Here is a 17593-nt window from a genome sequence, read left to right as displayed (position 1 = left end):
CTGTGCCGAAGAGGCTCTCGTCCTTGGAGCCATGCTCACGTGGCGCGTCCCGCGGGCTTTTGCCCGCGGGACGCGCCACGATGCGCAGGGGCTCCGGGGGGCGCGTAGCCCCCCGGCGGGGTTCCAGGGGCGGCGCCCCTGGTTCCTTCTTTTCCAGCGTGATGCTTGAGCCTACATGCCTTCGCGTCTGCCTTCCTGGCCGCGGGTTCCCGGATACAGGGCGTCGAAGCCCTCGCTCACCTGCCGCACAAAGTCCGGATCGCGGCGCGAGGGATCGTGGTAGCGCGGGTCGCGCAGCATTTCGCGCAGGCGCTGCGGGGTAAGGCCCTGCGCGGGGGCGGCGTCGCGCGCGCGCTTTCCGGTCTCGCTCACCAGCGGAGCCACGCGGGCGAAGGCCTGGACCACACGGGCGTCGTCGGCTGCGCCGCAGGCCTCCAGCCGTTCCATGAGTTCACCGCCGCCAAGGGCGAGGACAGCCTTTCGGGCGGCCCCCAGCACGGATTGGGCAGCGCCGCCGTGCACCTTGCGCAGGGCGGCGAGCTGGCTTTCGCGCTGGCGCAGGCGCTCGTCGTTGTCTTGTTCATGGCGTTCCAGCAGGGCCTGGACGTTGAGCGGCAGGAACCAGGCGTACAGGCCCGCCACCTGGTCGCCGGTAAGGCCAAGCTCGTGGGCCTTTTCCAGAAAGGCGTCGCGCAAGGCCTCGTCGATGCGGAAGTCCTCGGGCATGTCCAATTGGGGCAGGTCGTAGTCGGCCGGGCTGGCGGGAGGCTGCGCCCGGTCTTTGGCCAGGCCGAGCAGGGAGGATTCGCCCTCGCCTTTTTTGCCAAGCAGCCGCTGCGCGTGCACCAGCGCCTTGATGGCCTCGTTTTTACTGGCGTATTTCGCCAAGGCAGGATGCCTGCGCAGGGGAATCTGGATTTCTTTTCCTGCCAGGTCGCGGCCCGGAGCCGTCCACTCCTCGGGCAGGGTCTCGCGCCAATCCGCGTCCATGGCGGCCAGTGCGGGGTTCGGCATGGAACGGCTTCTCTCTTCGATACGGGCATCAGGCATGATGGTCTCCTTGCGCTTGTGGTTTCGCCTTCGCCCCGGCGCGGCCCAGCGCCCGCCGGGTGGGGCTGGCGCAAGTATAGGCCCTGCTTTTCCTGTTGGATGAAAATGCCCCGTTCTTGGCGGCGCAAAAGACATCTTTTCCCTCTTGACGGACCGTCAATCCAGCTCGAGTTCTGCGGCCTGGAAGACGCGCTGGCCGGTAAAGCCGAAGAGCTTGGTGAACCTGGGCCAGCGGGAGTCCACCGCCATGCCGTCCTCGGTCCGCAGCCCCACGATGCGCCGCTTGCCCAAGGCCAGGGCCATGGCCTTGAACTCTGCGAGATCCGCACGCATGGTCCGCACCGTGGCCGGGCCGAAGCGGAACAGCTCCAGGTGCAGCTCCATGCAGTCCGGATGCTCTGCCCAGGCCCCGGCGCCGTAGGCTTCATGGTGATCGCGCAATTCGAAGAACCGTAGGCGCGGCAGTCGCGCAAGGCTTTTCAGCGCAGGATGTGCGTGTTGCGACAGGCAAATGGCCATGCTCTCCTCTCCATGCTGTTTGAATTGACGCAAAACCCCCGCCAGACTTGGTCTGATGGCGTTCTGTCCAGATTGAAAAGACGTCCTTTTTCCTGTTGCCAACCGCACGCAACGGGTATAATGAGTGCGGCGTGAGGGAGAGGTGTGACGCCGTGCGCGGGTGTGCCGTGCACGGAAGCATTGCGTCTCCCCGCTCCCGGACCTCGGGCCCGCGTACGGCAACAGGCGGACCTTGGGCAAGGACTCCCCGGGGGAGTCCACGGGGGACGGAATTTCTGTTCTGTGTCGAACCACCACAAATAGAGAGGAAGAGTCCATGAAAAAGCTGTTTGCTGTCATGATCGTCGCTGCCCTGGCTTTCGGCGTTTCCGCTTGCGGTGAGAAGAAGGCCGAAGAGAAGCCCGCCGAGCCCGCCGCCGCCGCCCCGGCTCCCGCCGCTCCGGCCGCTCCCGCCGAGGCCAAGCCCGCTGACGGCGCTGCCGCCCCGGCCGCTGACGCCGCCGCCGCCCCGGCCGCCCCGGCCGAGGAGAAGAAGCCCTAAGGCTTCTGGAATCAGGATTGAAGGGGGGGCTTCGGCCCCCCTTTTTTTATGCCTCGCCAAGCCCCTGCTGTGCGCGGGCCCGGGCCGAAGGCGGCCCGTCGAGCATCCGCAGGACATGCAGCAGCAGGCTGCGGCGTCCTTCGTTGAACGCCGCACGCTGCGGGTCCGGGCTGAAGCTGCTGTCCCGGTGAAAGGCGCGGGCTTGCAGATCCTCCAGAACGCTGCGCCCGGCCTGGCCGCCAAAGACCTCATGATAGCACGCGGCAAGAAGCTCTCCTTCGTGGTGCATGGAACTCCTCCTTTTGTGCGCGAGCATAGCACGGTCGTCGCGCTCAGGACGCTTTTTCCCGGTTTTTGGCCGTGAAAAGGACGTTTTTCCCCACTTGACACAGTGGAGCAAGGTGCAGTTCGGCCGACCCGCGCATGACAAAACCCGCCTTACCGGCTTGACTTTTCCATAATCCGCGGAGATTGTGAATTCTCTCACGTTCGCTGTGTTTGCCACTTTGGACACACGCGAACCCGCAAGGGGCGCACATGGGGCTGAAAGAACACACATGCGATTCGCCCGGCTTCGGTTTTGACCAGGCCCGGCCCGGACGCGCCTATTTCGACCGCAAGGATTACGACCTTCTGCGCATCGTGTGCGATGTGGTGGAGCGCGAGGACGCGCCCAGCCACAAGAAGCTGCTGGCCCCCTACATGCACCCGCACGGCATCAAGGAAATGGCGGCCACGCGCGGCCTGCGCATCGCCTATGCCGTGGTGCACCTGCTGGGATCGCTGGAAACGGGCAAGGCCGAGGACCGCCTGTCCGCCCTTCGCGGCCTGCACGCCGAGGTGCTGGGCTCCGCCCAGGACGGCCTGCGCACCAACACGGGCCGCGTGCTGGTGCAGCTCATGAAGGACATGGTCCGCGCCCACGGGGACACGCCCACCCAGCTCATGTTCGCCCGCGACTTTCGCGAGGCCTGCTCCGGCAAGCCGCGCGTCATCCGCAGACACCTGGCGCGCTACCACCTGCTGGAAATGCCGGAAGACCAAAGCCAGATCGCCTTTGACGACCATGTGCACGACGCCAACACCAAGGGTCGCAAATCCGCCACGCACCTTGTGCTCGACGCCTGGATCAAGGGCATCAAGAGCCTCACCGTGGTCTACTACAACCACGTCACCCGGCAGGCCGCGGCCGAGCTTCTGGAAGCCGCGCGCATCCTGGGACTCAAGGTGCGCATCGGCATCGAGCTCAATCCGCGCCTGCGCAGCCGCTTCCTGAAGCTCATCTGGGCGCCGGGCGGCTTCGATGCACCCACGGAGTTCCTCGACTTCCTGGCCCAGCCCGCCACCCAGGCCTTTCTGGCCGAGTCCCGGAAGGTCTCGCTGTACCACCAGGCATACGTGTCCAAGGTGTTCGACCGCTTCAACGAGGCGCACCGCCCGGCCTTGAACCGGGAGCACGGCCTGGACCTGCCCCCCCTGTCGCGGGACGACTTCACCCGCTTCGTGGGCTCTGGCCAGGCTTCGCTGCAACACCTGGGCAAGTTCATCCACGATGCCCTGCTGCCGCTTTTGCAGCGGCAGACGGCGCAGCTGCGGCACGAGATGGACAGCGCCGCCGGGCCGGAACGAAACGAAATACGCCAGCAGATCCAACGCCTGGGCAAACTGGATACGGACGAAATCATCGACCGCTATCTTGCGCCCGCGCGCAACCCCGCCCTGCGCAACCCGGACATCCCCACCGACGACCCGGACGCGCCCGCCATGCTCCGCCTTTCGCCCGCGGAGCTGACGCGCCGCCTGCAGGACATCCACCCCGCAGCGCGCATCACCTTGAGCCTGGGCAATCTGCGCGTGGAGGAGGTGCTGGAAATCCTCTACGACTGCCGGGGGGCCATCACCCACCTGGAGATCGTGAACATGAAGGACCGCGTCCTCGGGCGCGAGATCGACCGCCAGCGCATCCACGCCCTGCAGGACGCGCTCAACACCTCCAACGTCATCAAGCTCAAGAAGCTCATCCGGGAAATCATGGAGGCCGTTCCTTCCGCATCCGTGCGCGACAAGATCGGCGAAATCCTCTACGATATCTCCACCCTGCACGCCTGCTACCGCAAGACGCCGCTGGCCTGCTGCATCGGCACCGACTCCACAGGCCAGTCAAGCCGTCTCCCCGGCATGGGCATGGTGGTGGCGGACACCCTTCCCGGCCGAACGCGCACGCGCCTGCTCCGGACGACGGAACCGCAAAGCCGGCGCCTGGACGTGCAGGCCGCGGCGCACAAGCGCGTCACCGAACTTCCGGACACCGACCACGTGCCGGAATGCGGCGTGCTGCACGTCCTGGGGGCCCTTTTCCCGCCGGTGAAGCGGTTCACCTGCCCGCGCACGGTGGAGTGGCTGGCGGAAACCTATCGGCTGACCCCGGGCCAGCCCGGCAACGTCTGGCTGCTGGGCGGCGTGCAACGCGAACACGGGCCCGAGTCCGGCCTCGGCGTCGATCCCCCGCCGCCGCCACGGCCGCAGCAACGGCCGCATCCGCGCTACCTCAACTCCAGCCTCAAGATCGGCCTGAAGATCCTTGCCGGGTTCATTCCGGCCGCGCTCACCTTCGGGCTTACCAAGGACTGGTGGGTGCTGGCCGTTTTCGGGGCCTTCATCTGGTTCGGCATCACCGGGCTGCGCAACATCATCCAAATGGTGCTGGCCACCGGCGGCATCTGGCGCTCCTCGCTCTTGCGCTGGAACGACCTGGTCAGCTGGGACAGGCTCGCGGACTCGCTCTTGTACACGGGGTTCTCGGTGCCCCTGCTGGACTACCTGATCAAGACGCTGTTGCTGAACCGCGCCCTGGACATCACGCTGGCCACCAGCCCGCTGCTGCTGTACTCCGTCATGGCCCTGGCCAACGGACTCTACATCATGAGCCACAACATCCTGCGCGGACTGCCCAGGGGCTCGGCCTTCGGCAACCTGTTCCGCTCGGTGTTGTCCATTCCACTGGCCCTGGCCTACAGCGACGCCATTGTGCTGGTGCTGCGCGCATCCGGCCACGCCGACGCCGCCCAGATGGTGGAGCCCTGGGCCGCCGTCATTTCCAAGTTCGCCAGCGACTGCGTCGCCGGGTTCATAGAGGGACTTGTGGACCGCGCCCAGGCCGCGCGGTTGCGCGCCTGGGACTACCGCACCAAGCTGAACCAGCTCTTCGACACCTTCCAGCAGCTGGAGCTTCTTTTCCCGCAGGAGGACGTGCTGGCCCTGCTTGAGTCGCCCAAGCAGTTCATGCTCACCATGAGCTACGAGCATAAGGGGCTGGAGAACATCATCATCGTCAACGCACTGGACTTGCAGTACTTCTGGATGTACCAACCGCGCGCGCGCGCGGTTTTGACCGGCTTGCTGCAGGACATGAGCGTGGAGGAGCGCAAGGTCTTCCTGCTCTCCCAGTACGTGCTGCTGCGCGAACGCGAGATCAGCCAGCTGTTCCTGGACGGCCTTGTGGGCAAGAACTTCGCCCCGGCCCTGGCCTTCTACCTGGACACCAGCCGCACGTATCTGGAGGACATCCAGAGCCTGGCCGCGCAGCTTGAACTCAAGGTTCCCGAGTCTCCCCCCGCACCGGAAGCGGCATAGTTCCGCACGCGTTTTTTCAAGGGCCGACCTGGCGTTCGAAACAAGGGCGGCCGATTTCGCGGCCGCCCTTGTTGTTGGAGTCTGTTGCGGTTCGCTATGCGCCGGTCAGGGTCATGTCGGCCATGAGCAACTGCCGGGCGCGCTTCTCGTCAAGCTTCCTGCCGGTCCACAGCTCAAACTGCGCCAGACCCTGGTGCAGGAACATGTTCAGGCCAGAGATGCAGGCCACGCCCGCGGCCTGGGCGTCCTGGATGAGTCGGGTGCGCACGGGGTTGTACACCATGTCGAACACCAGCGAGACCCCGCCGAAGCCGTCCTGCGGCCAGGGGCTCGCGTCCTCGTCGCCGCCCTTCAAGCCAAGGGGCGTGGCATTGACGATAAGCGTCCAGGCCCGCGCCGTGCGCGCTTCCCAGGGCACAGCCCCAATGCCGAAGTCCCTGGCCAGGGCCTCGGCCTTGGCCTGTGTGCGGTTGCTCACGGCGAGGTCGGCAACGCCAAGCTCCTTCAAGGCGAAGCAGGCGGCGCGCGCCGCCCCGCCCGCGCCCAACACCAGCGCGCTTGCCAGCGCCTCCCTGTGCGGGGCCAGCGGGGCCACGATGCCGGCCACGTCGGTGTTGTCGCCCAAAAGCCTGCCTTCGCGCCAGAACAGGGTATTCACCGCGCCAACGGCCTTGGCCCGATCGGTGACCCCGTCCAGGAAGGGAATCACCGCCTGCTTGTGCGGAATGGTGACGCTCACCCCACGGATCTTGCGGGCGCGGGCCTCGGCCACAAAGGCTTTGAGCTTGGCCGGTTCCGTGGGCCAGGGGACGTACACGCCGGGCAGGCCGCATTCCTTGAGGCCCCAGTTGTGCAAGAGCGGGCTCTTGCTGTGCCCCAGGGGCCAGCCGATGATGCCGTACTGGCCCTGCGGCTTCGTGTTCTGGTTCGGGTTCACGCGGGCTACTTCTTCCCTGTCGGCTTGGCCGCCGACTTGGCGACCGGCTTGGCCGACTTTTTTGGGGCGCTCTTTTTCGCCGCCGCCTTCCCGTTCGGAGCCTGGGCTTTGAGCTGCTCCAGGGCGTACTGCGCCCCGGTGCGCAGCGCCGTGACGTTGAGCGGCACGATCTTGGCGGCCATGACCGCGGCCAGGCTCTGCTCCACGGTGGCCAGCTGCACCACGCCGGTGGCGGCCACGTAGGCTCCGAGCATGATGGTGTTCACGGCCCGGGCGTTGCCCACCTTCTCGGCCAGCTCGTTTGCGGGCACAAGCACGGTGCGGATGCGGCCGCTTGTGTCCACAAGCTCCGGGTCCACCAGGCTGGAATTGACCACTTGCAGCCCGCCGTCGGCCAACCGGGCCTGGAACTTGTCCAGGCTGGGCCGGTTCATGATGATGAGGCTTTTGGGCGTGTTGATGATGGGCGAGCCGATCTCCTCCTCGGAGAGGACCACCGTGCAATTGGCGGTGCCGCCGCGCATCTCCACCCCGTAGACCGGGATGTAGGTGACGTTGAGCTTCTCCTTCATGCCCGCGTAGGCCAGCAGGTTGCCGATCAACAGCACGCCCTGCCCGCCGAAACCGGCCATGATGACATCGATGGAGCGCTTCATTACTTGCCTCCCGCATCGCCGGTGGCGATAGGCCCGCAGGTGCCGTCGGACTCGACGTCCCGGTACACGCCCAGCGGGAAGTAGGGGATCATTTCCTCGGCGATGCGCTTGTTGGCCGCCAGCGGCGTCATGCGCCAATTGGTGGGGCAGCCGGAGAGAAGCTCCACGAAGCCGAAGCCCTGGCCCTTGGCCTGCACCTCGAAGGCGCGGCGCATGAACTTCTTGGCCTGCCGGATGTTCTTGACCGAATCCAGGCTGCCGCGCGCGCAGAAAGCCACGCCGCCCAGCTGGGCGACGATCTCGCTCATGCGGATGGGCGCGCCCTCGCGGTCCTTGCAGCGGCCGCCGGGACAGGTGGTGGTTTTCTGCCCGATGAGCGTGGTTGGGGCCATCTGCCCGCCGGTCATGCCGTACACCGTGTTGTTGACGAAGATGACGCTCATGCGCTCGCCACGGTTGGCCGCGTGGACGATCTCGGCCATGCCGATGGAGGCCAGGTCGCCATCGCCCTGGTAGGTGAAGACGAACTTGTCGGGCCGGGCGCGCTTGACGCCGGTGGCCACGGCCGGGGCGCGGCCGTGCGGAGCCTCCACGGAATCGACGTTGATGTAGTTGTACAAAAACACCGAACAGCCGATGGAGGCCACCGCGATGGTGTTCTCCTGCAGGCCCATCTCGTCGATGAGCTCTGCCGCCAGCCTGTGGGCGATGCCGTGGTGGCAGCCGGGGCAGTAGTGGGTGGCGCGGTCCACCATGGACGCGGGCCGGGTGAAGACGAGTTCTTCGCCGTGCTCGTTCGTCCGCGCCGGGGCTTGTGCGGTCTTCATGCTATTTCCTCCCCAGGGCGCGCAGAATGGGCGCCACGAAGTCGTCCGGGCTGGGCATGTTGCCGGGGTACACGCAGAACAGGTCGGAGTCGGCGTACTTGCGCACGGACAGGCGCACGTCCTCCACCATCTGGCCCAGGTTGTGCTCGATGGTCAGGAAGCGCTTGCCTTCCTTGGCCAGCTTCTCCAGGGCCTTTTCCGGGAAGGGGAACACGGTCTTGGGGCGGAACAGCCCCACCTTCTTGCCCTTGGCCCGCAGGGAGCGCACGGCGTTCTTGGCGATGCGCCCGATGGACCCGTAGGCCACGACAACAAGTTCGGCGTCCTTGACCTCGAAGGTCTCGAAATCCACCAGCTTCTTCCAGGCCTCGTACTTGGCCTGCAGCTTTTTGTTCTGTCCGGCCAACTCGCCGTCCATGAGGAACAGCGACTTGACGATGCGGTGGTCGCGCGCCTGCGGGCCGGACACCGGCGCGCCGATGAGCCGCCAGTCCGCGCCCTCGTTGGGATCCACCGTCTTGGGCTCGCGCGGGGTGATGGGCTCCTTCATCTGGCCGATGATGGCGTCGCCCAGGATGAGCACGGGATTGCGCGAGGCGAAGGCCAGGTCAAAGGCATTGAAGGTCATGTCGTAGGCTTCCTGCGCGCTGGAGGGGGCAAGGACCAGCAGCCGGTAGTCGCCGTGCCCGCCCCCGCGCGTGGCCTGGAAGTAGTCGCCCTGGCTGGGGCCGATGTCGCCCAGGCCCGGGCCGCCACGGTTCATGTTCACGATGACCGCCGGAACCTCGCTGCCCGCCATGTAGCTGATGGCCTCCTGCTTGAGGCTCATGCCCGGGCTGGAGGAGCTGGTCATGGCGCGGATGCCGCAGGCGCCAGCGCCAAGGAGCATGTTGGCCGCGGCGACCTCGCTTTCGGCCTGGACGAACTCGCCCCCGGCCTCGACGATGGCCTTGCTCATGAACTCCGGAATGTCGTTCTGCGGCGTGATGGGATAGCCGAAAAAGCAGCGGCAGCCAGCGGCCAGCGCGCCCATGGCGATGGCCTCGTTGCCCTTGACGAAGAGACGTTCCTTCTTGTCTGCCATGCCGCGCCTCCTAGGCTGCCTTTTTCGGCTTCTTGCCGCGCCAGACCTCTATGGCCACGTCCGGGCAGATGGTGGCGCAGGACGCGCACCCGGTGCATTTGGCCATGTCCTCGGCCGGGACTTCAGCCACCTTGTAGCCGTGCTGGTTGATGCGCTCGCTCTGCCGGATGATCTCCGCCGGGCAGACCTGGGTGCACAGCAGGCAACCCTTGCAGCGCTCCTCGGATACCGTGATGCGGGACATTGGACACCCCTTTCGCCACGCGAGCCCTGGCCTGCGCGGCTTTTTTGATTCTCGCTCACACAATGAGCATGGCGTCGCCGTAGGAAAAAAAGCGGAAGCCCCGGGCAAGCGCCACAGCATAGGCGGCCATGATGCGCTCTCGGCCCGCCAGGGTCGAAACCATAATCAGGAGGCTGGATTCTGGCAAATGGAAATTGGTCAGCAACGCGTCCACCACGTTGAACACGCCGCCCGGCCGGATGTAGATGTCCGTTTCGCCGCTGAAGGCCTCCACGCTCCCGCGCGCGGCGAACATGCCCTCCAGGCTGCGCGCGCTGGTGGTGCCCACGGCGATGACGGGCAGGCCGGAGGCCTTGGCGTCGCGGATGGTCGCCGCTGTCTCGTCCGGCACCTCCACATATTCGCTGTGCATCTTGTGCTGGCGGATGTCGGCCGCGCGCACCGGGCTGAAGGTGCCGTACCCCACGTAGAGCGTCACCTCGGCCCAGCGGAAGCCCCGCTGCGCCAGGCGCGCGCGCACCTCTGGCGTGAAGTGCAGCCCGGCCGTGGGCGCGGCCACGCTGCCCGCCTTGGCCGCTGCGGCGTAGGTGGTCTGGTAGCGCTCGCGATCTGCGGCGTCGTCTTCGCGCTCCAGATAGGGCGGCAAAGGCATGTGGCCGATTTCATTGAGTATCGCCTCAATTCCGCCGCGCCACTCCAGGCGCAGCAGGCAGCGCCCATACTCCCCGCGCTGCAGCAGAACCACCTGAAATTCCATGCCTTGCGGCGCTTCAAACTGCGCCGCCTCGCCCTCTTTCATGCGCTTGGCCGTGCGCACCAGCCCTTCGGCCTCGGCGCAAAGGCGGCCGTCCGGCAATGGTTTCACGTGAAGCAGCGGCAAAGGGGTCAGGAGCAGCAGCTCCACGCGCCCGCCCGTGGCCCTGCGGCCGAACACCCGCGCCGGAAACACGCGGGAATTGTTGGCCACCAGAAGTCCGCCCTGCGGGTACTTGGCGGCAAGGAGCTCCGGCAGTTCGGCAAACTGTCTGGGGTCCGCCGCCGGGGCAGAGCGGTCCAGGTACAGCAGGCGCGATCCGTCCCGGCGCTCCGCCGGGCGGCGGGCGATCCTGTCCTCGGGCAGTTCGTAGACATAGCTGCTCAGGCGAAAGGGCTCGGGAACGTCCGATTCGTCGCGGGGGGTCGTGTCATGGCGCATTGTGTGGTGATGGTATCCAATCCTGTGCCAATGGCAAGCCCCCCCCCTGTTGCTGGCTTTTGCCTGGTGATTGCATGATGCGCGAGCGGCGATCGCTGCCAATTCGCCGGTTCTGGGCTGTTTTTCCTTGATCTTCGGCCTGATCCTGGTATGCACGGTCCATGGAACTCCTGGCATTGAGCGATATCGCCAAGCGCACCGGCATCCCTGCGCCCACGGCCCGCCGGTACGCGGCGCTGTTCAAGGATTTCCTCTCCGGCCGACGCATGGGCCGCATGACCCGCTACCCTGAAGCCTCCGAGCAGATCTTCCAGCGCATCGCCGACCTGTATGCAGACGGACGCATCACCTCGGAAATAGAGGAAATTTTGCGCAGCGAATACCCGCGCACCATTGAGGTCGGCCCCGCCATGGACCCCATTGCCCTGCCTGCCGCCGCCCATGAGCTGCCCGGCAATCTGGCCGACGTGCTTTCAAGCGCCCTGTCCGACGCCATGTCCCGCGCCCTGTCCGAATCCGTATCCCAGTTTGCCGATGCCCTGGACAAGCTGGCGGAACAGAAAACCAGCCTGGACACGCACCAGTCCGACATCACCAAGCTCAAAAACGGCTTTGTGCTGCTGGCCCGCAACCTCAAGCGCATGGCCCGCCGCGACCAGGCCGATGTGAGCGCGCAGCTCGCCAAGGTCATGCAACGCCTGTCGCTCACGGAGCCCAAGCTGGCCGTGGTCGAAGAAATCAGCCTCACCCTCACCAGCGATGTCGCCGACCTCAAGGCCAGGCTGGCTGCCCAGGAGGTGGAGCTGCGCCGTCTGCGCGAAGACCGCGACCGGCTGGAGGCGCTGTTGCGCCGTGCCGCAGCGCGCCAGGGCTGAGGCGACGCGCCGCTTTCCAGTCCCGCCCGGGCCTGTGTCCGCGCCCGTCCGCAGCGCCCCGCGTTGAGCTTTGCGCCGGAATTGTATACACCATGCCGAACATGGCCCACAGCGGTCTCACTTCACAACACCCGAGGAACCAGCCATGAAGAACGCACCCTTGAACATCCTGCTCGGCGTGGCGCTGGCTGCCAGCCTGGTGGCCTGCTCCGGCATGAACGCCCGCGCTACCACGGAATCCGGCCCGGCAGCTGGCGGCGCGCAGGCCGAGACCTACGAGACCCCGAACTACTACTATCTTTTTGACGACATCCTCGTCCCCAACGCCATGGAACACGTGGCGGGCGACGATTTCTCCTTCGACACCCAGCAGTTCAAGGCCGGCATCCAGAATTTTGAAGGCCGCGTCGTGTTCGACGACCTCATGAACTTCTTCCAGAACAACATGATCAAGGACGGCTGGCGCAAAGTGTCCGCGGTGCGCTCAAAGAAGAGCATCCTGATCTTCGAAAAGACCAACAAGGCGGCCATCATCGAGCTCGTGGACGGGTTCAAGGCCAAGGCCACCATTTTTGCCCTTGAATACAAAAGCGGCTCCGCCTCCACCTCCGCCAAGTCGGGCAACCCGCGCGGCGTTCCCGGCCCAAGCGCCCCCTCAAAGAGCAGCTTTTCCGAAAAGGACATCAGCAATTGACCACTGACCATCTCCGCTTTCCCTGCTTCCTGGGCGCCAGGGTCCACCTTGGCGTCACAGGCAGCGTGGCCGCGTACAAGAGCCTCGACCTGCTCCGGCTGCTCACCTCCGCGGACCTTGGCGTAGGCGTGACCCTGACCCAGAGCGCGCAGCGGTTCATCGGGGCGGAAAGCTTCCGCGCCCTAGGGGCCGATCTGGTCTACACCGACATGTTCCACGCCGAACCCGACCGTGATCCCTTCGGACACCTCGCCCCCGGCCGCTGCGCAAAGGCGTTGGTCATCGCCCCGGCCACGGCCAACACCCTGGCCAAAATCGCCAACGGCATCGCGGACGACATGCTTTCCACCCAGGCGCTGGCCTTCAACGGCCCGCTGATCTTGGCTCCGGCCATGAACCCGGCCATGTGGGCTGCGCCCGCGACCCAGGCCAACTGGCGCACACTGCTGGACCGCGGGGCCATAGGCGTCGGCCCGGCCAGCGGTTCGGTCGCCTGCGGCGATACCGGCGCGGGTCGCATGGCCCCGGTGGAGCAGGTGTTCGCTGAAGCGCTGCGCGCGCTGTCGCCACAGGACATGGCCGGCAAGCGCGTGCTCATCACCCTTGGCCCCACGCGCGAATACTGGGACGCGATCCGCTATCTTTCCAACCCGTCAAGCGGGCTTATGGGCGCCAGCCTGGCCGTGGCCGCCTGGATGCGCGGCGCCCAGGTCCATGTGGTCGCCGGGCCCTGTTCCTTTGTGTTTCCGCCCTCCATACGCGTCACGCGGGTCGTCGGCGCGCGCGAAATGTTTGCTGCGGCCAACGACTTCTGGCCGGAGGCGGACATGGCCTGCTGCGCCGCGGCGGTCTGCGACTTCCGCCCCGTCCCTCCCCCCTGCGGCATTGGCAACAAGCTCAAAAAGCGCGACTTGGACGGCCCCCCGGTGATGGAGCTGGAGGCCAACCCGGACATCCTGCGCAGCCTTGGCCAGAACAAGCGCGATCATCAGACGCTCATCGGCTTTGCCGCAGAAACAGGCGACCTTTTGCCACAGGCGAGCCTCAAGCTGACGGAAAAGCGGCTGGACCTCGTGGTGGCCAACAAGGTGAACGTTCCGGGCAGCGGCTTCGACGCGCCCACCAATGCCGTGCTGGTTTTGGACAGGAACGGCCGCGTGGAGCATTGGCCCGAACTTCCCAAAACAGAAGTGGCCTGGCGCATATGGGATCACTTGCAACATTTGTAGACCTGCCTGAGCAGTTGCGCCCCTGGGCCGATGCCGGGCTGACGCATTTGCTCGTGCCGGGTGGCCTGCGCGAGACGTCTGCCCCGCTGCAACCATCGGCGCAGCCCGAGGACCGCCATGCTGGCGCCCCCCCGACCGTCCCGGCCGCCACGACCGAACACGCTCCGTTTGCGCAGGCTCCCATCTGGCCGGAACCGTGGAAGACCCTCGCCGGACGTGTCCGCACCGCCCCCCGCGTGATCATCACGTACGCGGCCCTGGCCGACGATGTGAGCGGCGCGGCAGATCCCGCACGGCGAAGGCTGTTCCAGACCATGTTGGCGTACATCGGCTGGCCCGCTGGCACGGCGCTGTTTTGGCCAATCAGCTTTCCCAGCGGGGCAGAGCCTGGCGCACGCTTCGCCTCGGACATCTTTGCCCAAGGGGTGGAGCATTTCGGCATTCGCCATGTGCTGTGTTTCGGCCCTGGCCCAGCCGATCGCGTGCGCACCCTGTTCCCAGAGGAGGCGAAACGCGTTCAACTGCTGGAACTGCCGGATCCAAGCGCCCTGCTCCCGCTTTTGCCTCACGAGCTGCATATCGCCTTGGCGCGCGCCAAGGCCCTGCGCCTCGCCTGATCTTGCAATCGCCGACGCGGGCGGATACACACGCCGCACCGCGCAGAACCATAACCAAGGAACATCCGCATGAAGGTACTTGTCACCGGAGCCGCTGGTTTCATCGGCTTTCACCTGTCCCGACGCCTGCTGTCCATGGGGCACGAGGTCGTAGGCCTGGACAATCTGAACGACTACTATTCCGTTGAGGTCAAGCTCTCCCGCCTGGAACTGATCAAGCCGGATCCCAAATTCACGTTCGTCCGCATGGATTTGGCGGACAACGACGGCGTAGCCAAGCTTTTTGCACAGCACGGCTTCACTCACGTGGTGAACCTGGCCGCTCAGGCCGGGGTGCGCTACAGCATCGAAAACCCGCGCGCCTACATCGACTCCAACGTGGTCGGGTTTCTGAACATCCTGGAAGGGTGCCGCCACAACAAAGTGGAGCACCTGGCCTACGCCTCGTCCAGCTCCGTCTACGGGCTGAACACCACCATGCCGCTCAGCGTCCACGACAACGTGGACCACCCCATGAGCCTGTACGCCGCCACAAAGAAGTCCAATGAGCTCATGGCCCACACGTACAGCCACCTGTACGGCCTGCCGACCACCGGGCTCCGTTTCTTCACCGTGTACGGGCCCTGGGGCCGACCGGACATGGCACTGTTCCTGTTCACAAAGGCCATTCTGGCCGGCGAGCCCATCAAGGTGTTCAACTACGGCAAAATGCGCCGGGACTTCACCTACATCGACGACATCATCGAAGGCGTGGTGCGCGTGACCATGCACACGGCGGAGCCCAATCCCCAATGGTCAGGCGCCAAGCCCGACCCGGCCACCAGCCCCGGCCCATACCGGCTCTACAACATCGGCAACAACAACGTTGTTGAGCTTTCCCGCTACATCGAGGTCCTGGAAGAGTGCCTGGGCAAGAAGGCCATCAGGGAACTTTTACCCATGCAAATGGGCGACGTTCCCGCAACGGAAGCCAATGTGGATGACCTGGTCCGCGACGTCGGGTTCAAGCCCGCCACCAGCATTGAGACAGGCATTGCCCGCTTCGTGGACTGGTACAGGGAGTATTTCAAGGTCTAACGCATCTCGAGCGCACTGCGCCCCTTGATTTTGCCTCGCCCGCACCGTATCCTGCCTTTCAGTGACCTGTTTCACGTGAAACACCCGGCACCGGGCGAGTGTTTCACGTGAAACGTCCCATCCCCCGCTTTTCCAGGAGGACCCGTGGCACGCAGAATTGTTGTTGCAAACCAGAAGGGCGGTGTCGGCAAGACGACCACTGCGGTCAACCTCGGCGCATCGCTTGCCGTCATGGAAAAGCGCGTGCTCCTGGTGGACTGCGACCCCCAGGGCAATGCGTCCAGCGGGCTGGGGTTCTACCCCGGCGACGACCGCGCCAACATCTATACGGCGCTGTTCGATCCGGAAAACGTCCGCAAGTCCATCGTCACCACGGCCATCCCCTATCTTTCGCTCCTGCCGGGAACGCAGGACCTGGTCGGCGCGGAGATAGAGCTGGCGGACAAGCTTGGCCGCGAATACTACGTGCGCGACCTGCTGAGCCCGGTGGAGGACGAGTACGACTTCATCATCATCGACTGCCCCCCTTCGCTGGGGATCTTGACCGTGAACGCGCTGTGCGCGGCGCGCGAACTGCTGGTGCCGCTGCAGTGCGAGTATTATGCCCTGGAGGGGCTCTCCCAGCTGCTCATGACCTACGAGCTGGTCAAGAAGCGCCTGAACCCGGAGTTGAAAGTGCTGGGCGTGGTGCTCACCATGTACGACCAGCGGAACAAGCTGTCCTGGCAGGTAAAGCACGAGGTGCGCAAAGCCCTGCCCCAGCACCTGTTCGAGGTGATCATTCCACGCAACGTGCGGCTTTCCGAAGCGCCCAGCTTCGGCAAACCGGTGATCACCTACGACATCCGCTCCAGCGGGGCGGAGGCGTACATGGCCCTGGCGCAGGAAGTGGTGCGGAGCAAGGTTCGGGAGTAGCGTTGCGGGCTACTTGCCGCGCCCAAGGTTCCGGGGAGACTTCTCCTCGATGAAGGGGCGGGTTTCGACCTTGATGCTGTCCTTGAAATGCCGCTTGAGTATCTTGGCCCCGCAGCCAAGGCAGCGGAAGGCCACAAGGCCGCCCAGGTTGGCGGCGGTGAGCACGAACTTGCGGGGCTCGTCCAGCTCCCAGGCGCTTGTGCTGTTGCCGCAAACCTCGCAGGCCACATCGTGGTCCACAGGGTATTTAAAGTCCCAGAACTGGACAAGGTCGCGCCAGTCCTGGAGGGGCTCGGAAGCCTCGGGAGGCAGCGCTGGCTGCGCGTAGCGGGCAAGCACGGCTTCCCGCACAAGGGCCCAGGCCTCGGGTCCGAGAAAGGCGCCCAGGGGTTGGCCCTCGGCGTCGTAAAGCTCCTGAAACGAGTCGAACTGTATACTCATGCGCGGCACCTCGCTGATCGGGTTAAGCCCTTATAGTGTCCGCCGGTCATACTGGCAAGCCCAGTCTGGCCACGGCGCCGCGCGCGCATCTGGAGGATGTCCATGGCCATAGGTCAACGTGGGTTGGGGCGAGGTCTTGACGCCTTGCTCGGAAGCATCAAGCCGGAATCGGTCAATTCGGCCGAGGTGAAGCATCTGCCAATCGCCTCCATCAGGCCGAACCCGCACCAGCCCCGCAAGGAGTTCGACCCCGAGGCGCTTGAGGATCTCTGCAATTCCATCAAGGCCCAGGGGGTGCTCCAACCGGTGCTGGTCCGACCGGTGACCGGGGAAAGCATTCCATATGAGCTGGTCGCCGGCGAACGCCGCCTGCGCGCCTCGAAGATGGCTGGCCTTACGGAGATCCCCGCGCTGGTGCGCGTGCTCACCGACCTTGAAACGCTGGCCATCGCGCTCATCGAAAATCTGCAGCGCGCCGACCTCAACGCCATTGAAGAGGCCAAAGGCTTCCAGCAGTTGCTCAAGGACTTCGGCCTGAGCCAGGAGGAACTGGCGCGGCAGGTCGGCAAAAGCCGCTCGGCCCTTGCCAACTCGCTCCGCCTGCTCAACCTGCCGGAGGATATTCAGGGCGACATCCAGACCGGGGTGCTCACGGCCGGGCATGGCCGGGCCATCATGTCCGTTGATCCGGAAGCAGCGCATGAGGTGTACCGCCGCATCAAGGGCTTCAACCTCTCTGTCCGCCAGGCCGAGGCCGAGGCCAGCTTCTACAAGGAAAACGGCAGGCTTGCCGAACCCGAGGAGCTCTACGGGACCGAGAAGCCGCGCGGCAAGGCCCCCCGCGGGCAGCGCAGCGTGAAGCCCCAAGACCCGACCCTGGCCGACCTGCAAAGCCAACTGGCCGATGTGCTCGGCGGCACGGTCAAGATTTCCGGAGGCCCGGACCGGGGCGTGCTCTCCCTGCACTACCAGACCCAGGCCGACCTGAAGCGCATCACCACGCTCCTTGGCCTGCCTTAAGGGTGATCGCGGCAATCACCAGATCATCATCAGGCAGAA

General features: G+C 65.6%; 18 protein-coding genes and 1 pseudogene. 9 read left to right on the top strand and 10 right to left on the bottom strand.

Annotated elements, in window-relative coordinates:
- Positions 1 to 171: 171 nt before the first annotated feature.
- A complete protein-coding gene (locus CHB73_RS07055) occupies positions 172 to 1050 on the bottom strand; it encodes a hypothetical protein (RefSeq protein WP_235641543.1) in 879 nt (292 codons plus the stop codon).
- Positions 1051 to 1206: 156 nt separating this feature from the next.
- Positions 1207 to 1569, bottom strand: coding sequence for a hypothetical protein (locus tag CHB73_RS07050; RefSeq protein WP_089273559.1), 363 nt, complete (start codon positions 1567 to 1569; stop codon positions 1207 to 1209).
- 316 nt (positions 1570 to 1885) lie between these two features.
- Between CHB73_RS07050 and CHB73_RS07045 the strand changes: the two genes are divergently transcribed.
- The gene (locus CHB73_RS07045) at positions 1886 to 2110 is read left to right on the top strand and encodes a hypothetical protein (RefSeq protein WP_089273557.1); all 225 of its coding nucleotides are present in this window, start codon (positions 1886 to 1888) and stop codon (positions 2108 to 2110) included.
- Between the two features lie 46 nt (positions 2111 to 2156).
- On the opposite strand, the gene CHB73_RS07040 is transcribed toward CHB73_RS07045, so the two are convergent.
- Positions 2157 to 2399, bottom strand: coding sequence for a Bbp19 family protein (locus tag CHB73_RS07040; RefSeq protein WP_089273555.1), 243 nt, complete (start codon positions 2397 to 2399; stop codon positions 2157 to 2159).
- 248 nt (positions 2400 to 2647) lie between these two features.
- Here CHB73_RS07040 and CHB73_RS07035 point away from each other — a divergent pair, with 248 nt between their 5' ends.
- Positions 2648 to 5743 carry a hypothetical protein gene (locus CHB73_RS07035; protein ID WP_235641542.1) on the top strand — a complete coding sequence of 1032 codons (3096 nt, stop codon included), beginning with the start codon at positions 2648 to 2650 and terminating at the stop codon, positions 5741 to 5743.
- 94 nt (positions 5744 to 5837) lie between these two features.
- Here CHB73_RS07035 and aroE read toward each other — a convergent pair whose 3' ends face one another.
- The 6 genes and pseudogenes from aroE to queA form a co-directional block, all read right to left on the bottom strand.
- Positions 5838 to 6680: a shikimate dehydrogenase gene (gene aroE / locus CHB73_RS07030; RefSeq protein WP_089273553.1), complete on the bottom strand. Its 843-nt coding sequence runs from the start codon at positions 6678 to 6680 to the stop codon at positions 5838 to 5840.
- 122 nt (positions 6681 to 6802) lie between these two features.
- Positions 6803 to 7336 (bottom strand): annotated as a pseudogene (locus CHB73_RS07025) (2-oxoacid:acceptor oxidoreductase family protein); the annotation flags it as partial.
- Complete coding sequence (locus CHB73_RS07020; protein ID WP_089273549.1) at positions 7336 to 8163, bottom strand: thiamine pyrophosphate-dependent enzyme; 828 nt, start codon at positions 8161 to 8163, stop codon at positions 7336 to 7338. The gene CHB73_RS07020 and the pseudogene CHB73_RS07025, both read right to left, overlap by 1 nt.
- A gap of 1 nt (position 8164) precedes the next feature.
- Positions 8165 to 9247 (bottom strand): 3-methyl-2-oxobutanoate dehydrogenase subunit VorB, encoded by a 1083-nt coding sequence (locus CHB73_RS07015; protein ID WP_089273547.1) that lies wholly within the window; start codon positions 9245 to 9247, stop codon positions 8165 to 8167.
- A 10-nt stretch (positions 9248 to 9257) separates the two neighbouring features.
- Entirely contained in the window at positions 9258 to 9491 is a 234-nt protein-coding gene (locus CHB73_RS07010; RefSeq protein ID WP_089273545.1) for a 4Fe-4S binding protein, read from the bottom strand.
- Between the two features lie 55 nt (positions 9492 to 9546).
- Positions 9547 to 10686, bottom strand: coding sequence for a tRNA preQ1(34) S-adenosylmethionine ribosyltransferase-isomerase QueA (gene queA, locus CHB73_RS07005; protein WP_089273543.1), 1140 nt, complete (start codon positions 10684 to 10686; stop codon positions 9547 to 9549).
- A 161-nt stretch (positions 10687 to 10847) separates the two neighbouring features.
- Here queA and CHB73_RS07000 point away from each other — a divergent pair, with 161 nt between their 5' ends.
- The 6 genes from CHB73_RS07000 to CHB73_RS06975 all read left to right on the top strand — a co-directional run bounded on the left by CHB73_RS07000 (position 10848) and on the right by CHB73_RS06975 (position 16093).
- Positions 10848 to 11561 (top strand): hypothetical protein, encoded by a 714-nt coding sequence (locus CHB73_RS07000; protein WP_143337331.1) that lies wholly within the window; start codon positions 10848 to 10850, stop codon positions 11559 to 11561.
- 145 nt (positions 11562 to 11706) lie between these two features.
- Positions 11707 to 12255 (top strand): hypothetical protein, encoded by a 549-nt coding sequence (locus tag CHB73_RS06995; RefSeq protein ID WP_089273539.1) that lies wholly within the window; start codon positions 11707 to 11709, stop codon positions 12253 to 12255.
- Entirely contained in the window at positions 12252 to 13484 is a 1233-nt protein-coding gene (gene coaBC / locus CHB73_RS06990) for a bifunctional phosphopantothenoylcysteine decarboxylase/phosphopantothenate--cysteine ligase CoaBC (RefSeq protein WP_089273537.1), read from the top strand. Before CHB73_RS06995 ends, coaBC begins: the two co-directional genes overlap by 4 nt.
- 236 nt (positions 13485 to 13720) lie before the next feature.
- Positions 13721 to 14101, top strand: coding sequence for a hypothetical protein (locus CHB73_RS06985; protein WP_089273535.1), 381 nt, complete (start codon positions 13721 to 13723; stop codon positions 14099 to 14101).
- Between the two features lie 69 nt (positions 14102 to 14170).
- Complete coding sequence (locus tag CHB73_RS06980; protein WP_089273533.1) at positions 14171 to 15178, top strand: NAD-dependent epimerase; 1008 nt, start codon at positions 14171 to 14173, stop codon at positions 15176 to 15178.
- Positions 15179 to 15322: 144 nt separating this feature from the next.
- On the top strand, positions 15323 to 16093 hold the full coding sequence (locus tag CHB73_RS06975; protein WP_089273531.1) for a ParA family protein: 771 nt from the start codon (positions 15323 to 15325) through the stop codon (positions 16091 to 16093).
- 9 nt (positions 16094 to 16102) lie between these two features.
- Here CHB73_RS06975 and CHB73_RS06970 read toward each other — a convergent pair whose 3' ends face one another.
- The gene (locus CHB73_RS06970) at positions 16103 to 16534 is read right to left on the bottom strand and encodes a hypothetical protein (protein WP_089273529.1); all 432 of its coding nucleotides are present in this window, start codon (positions 16532 to 16534) and stop codon (positions 16103 to 16105) included.
- A 102-nt stretch (positions 16535 to 16636) separates the two neighbouring features.
- Between CHB73_RS06970 and CHB73_RS06965 the strand changes: the two genes are divergently transcribed.
- Positions 16637 to 17554, top strand: coding sequence for a ParB/RepB/Spo0J family partition protein (locus tag CHB73_RS06965; RefSeq protein WP_089273527.1), 918 nt, complete (start codon positions 16637 to 16639; stop codon positions 17552 to 17554).
- Positions 17555 to 17593 lie beyond the last annotated feature (39 nt).

It is taken from the genome of Humidesulfovibrio mexicanus (assembly GCF_900188225.1).
In the GTDB taxonomy this organism is placed as follows: domain Bacteria; phylum Desulfobacterota; class Desulfovibrionia; order Desulfovibrionales; family Desulfovibrionaceae; genus Humidesulfovibrio; species Humidesulfovibrio mexicanus.
The sequence above is the reverse complement of the archived record's forward strand: the minus strand, read 5'-3'. Positions and strand labels throughout refer to the sequence as shown.

Coding starts and splice junctions, on each gene's coding strand:
- CHB73_RS07055 (WP_235641543.1), bottom strand. CDS start 1,050: ATGCCTGATGCCCGTATCGAAGAGAGAAGCCGTTCCATGCCGAACCCC.
- CHB73_RS07050 (WP_089273559.1), bottom strand. CDS start 1,569: ATGGCCATTTGCCTGTCGCAACACGCACATCCTGCGCTGAAAAGCCTT.
- CHB73_RS07045 (WP_089273557.1), top strand. CDS start 1,886: ATGAAAAAGCTGTTTGCTGTCATGATCGTCGCTGCCCTGGCTTTCGGC.
- CHB73_RS07040 (WP_089273555.1), bottom strand. CDS start 2,399: ATGCACCACGAAGGAGAGCTTCTTGCCGCGTGCTATCATGAGGTCTTT.
- CHB73_RS07035 (WP_235641542.1), top strand. CDS start 2,648: ATGGGGCTGAAAGAACACACATGCGATTCGCCCGGCTTCGGTTTTGAC.
- CHB73_RS07020 (WP_089273549.1), bottom strand. CDS start 8,163: ATGAAGACCGCACAAGCCCCGGCGCGGACGAACGAGCACGGCGAAGAA.
- CHB73_RS07015 (WP_089273547.1), bottom strand. CDS start 9,247: ATGGCAGACAAGAAGGAACGTCTCTTCGTCAAGGGCAACGAGGCCATC.
- CHB73_RS07010 (WP_089273545.1), bottom strand. CDS start 9,491: ATGTCCCGCATCACGGTATCCGAGGAGCGCTGCAAGGGTTGCCTGCTG.
- queA (WP_089273543.1), bottom strand. CDS start 10,686: ATGCGCCATGACACGACCCCCCGCGACGAATCGGACGTTCCCGAGCCC.
- CHB73_RS07000 (WP_143337331.1), top strand. CDS start 10,848: ATGGAACTCCTGGCATTGAGCGATATCGCCAAGCGCACCGGCATCCCT.
- CHB73_RS06995 (WP_089273539.1), top strand. CDS start 11,707: ATGAAGAACGCACCCTTGAACATCCTGCTCGGCGTGGCGCTGGCTGCC.
- CHB73_RS06980 (WP_089273533.1), top strand. CDS start 14,171: ATGAAGGTACTTGTCACCGGAGCCGCTGGTTTCATCGGCTTTCACCTG.
- CHB73_RS06970 (WP_089273529.1), bottom strand. CDS start 16,534: ATGAGTATACAGTTCGACTCGTTTCAGGAGCTTTACGACGCCGAGGGC.
- CHB73_RS06965 (WP_089273527.1), top strand. CDS start 16,637: ATGGCCATAGGTCAACGTGGGTTGGGGCGAGGTCTTGACGCCTTGCTC.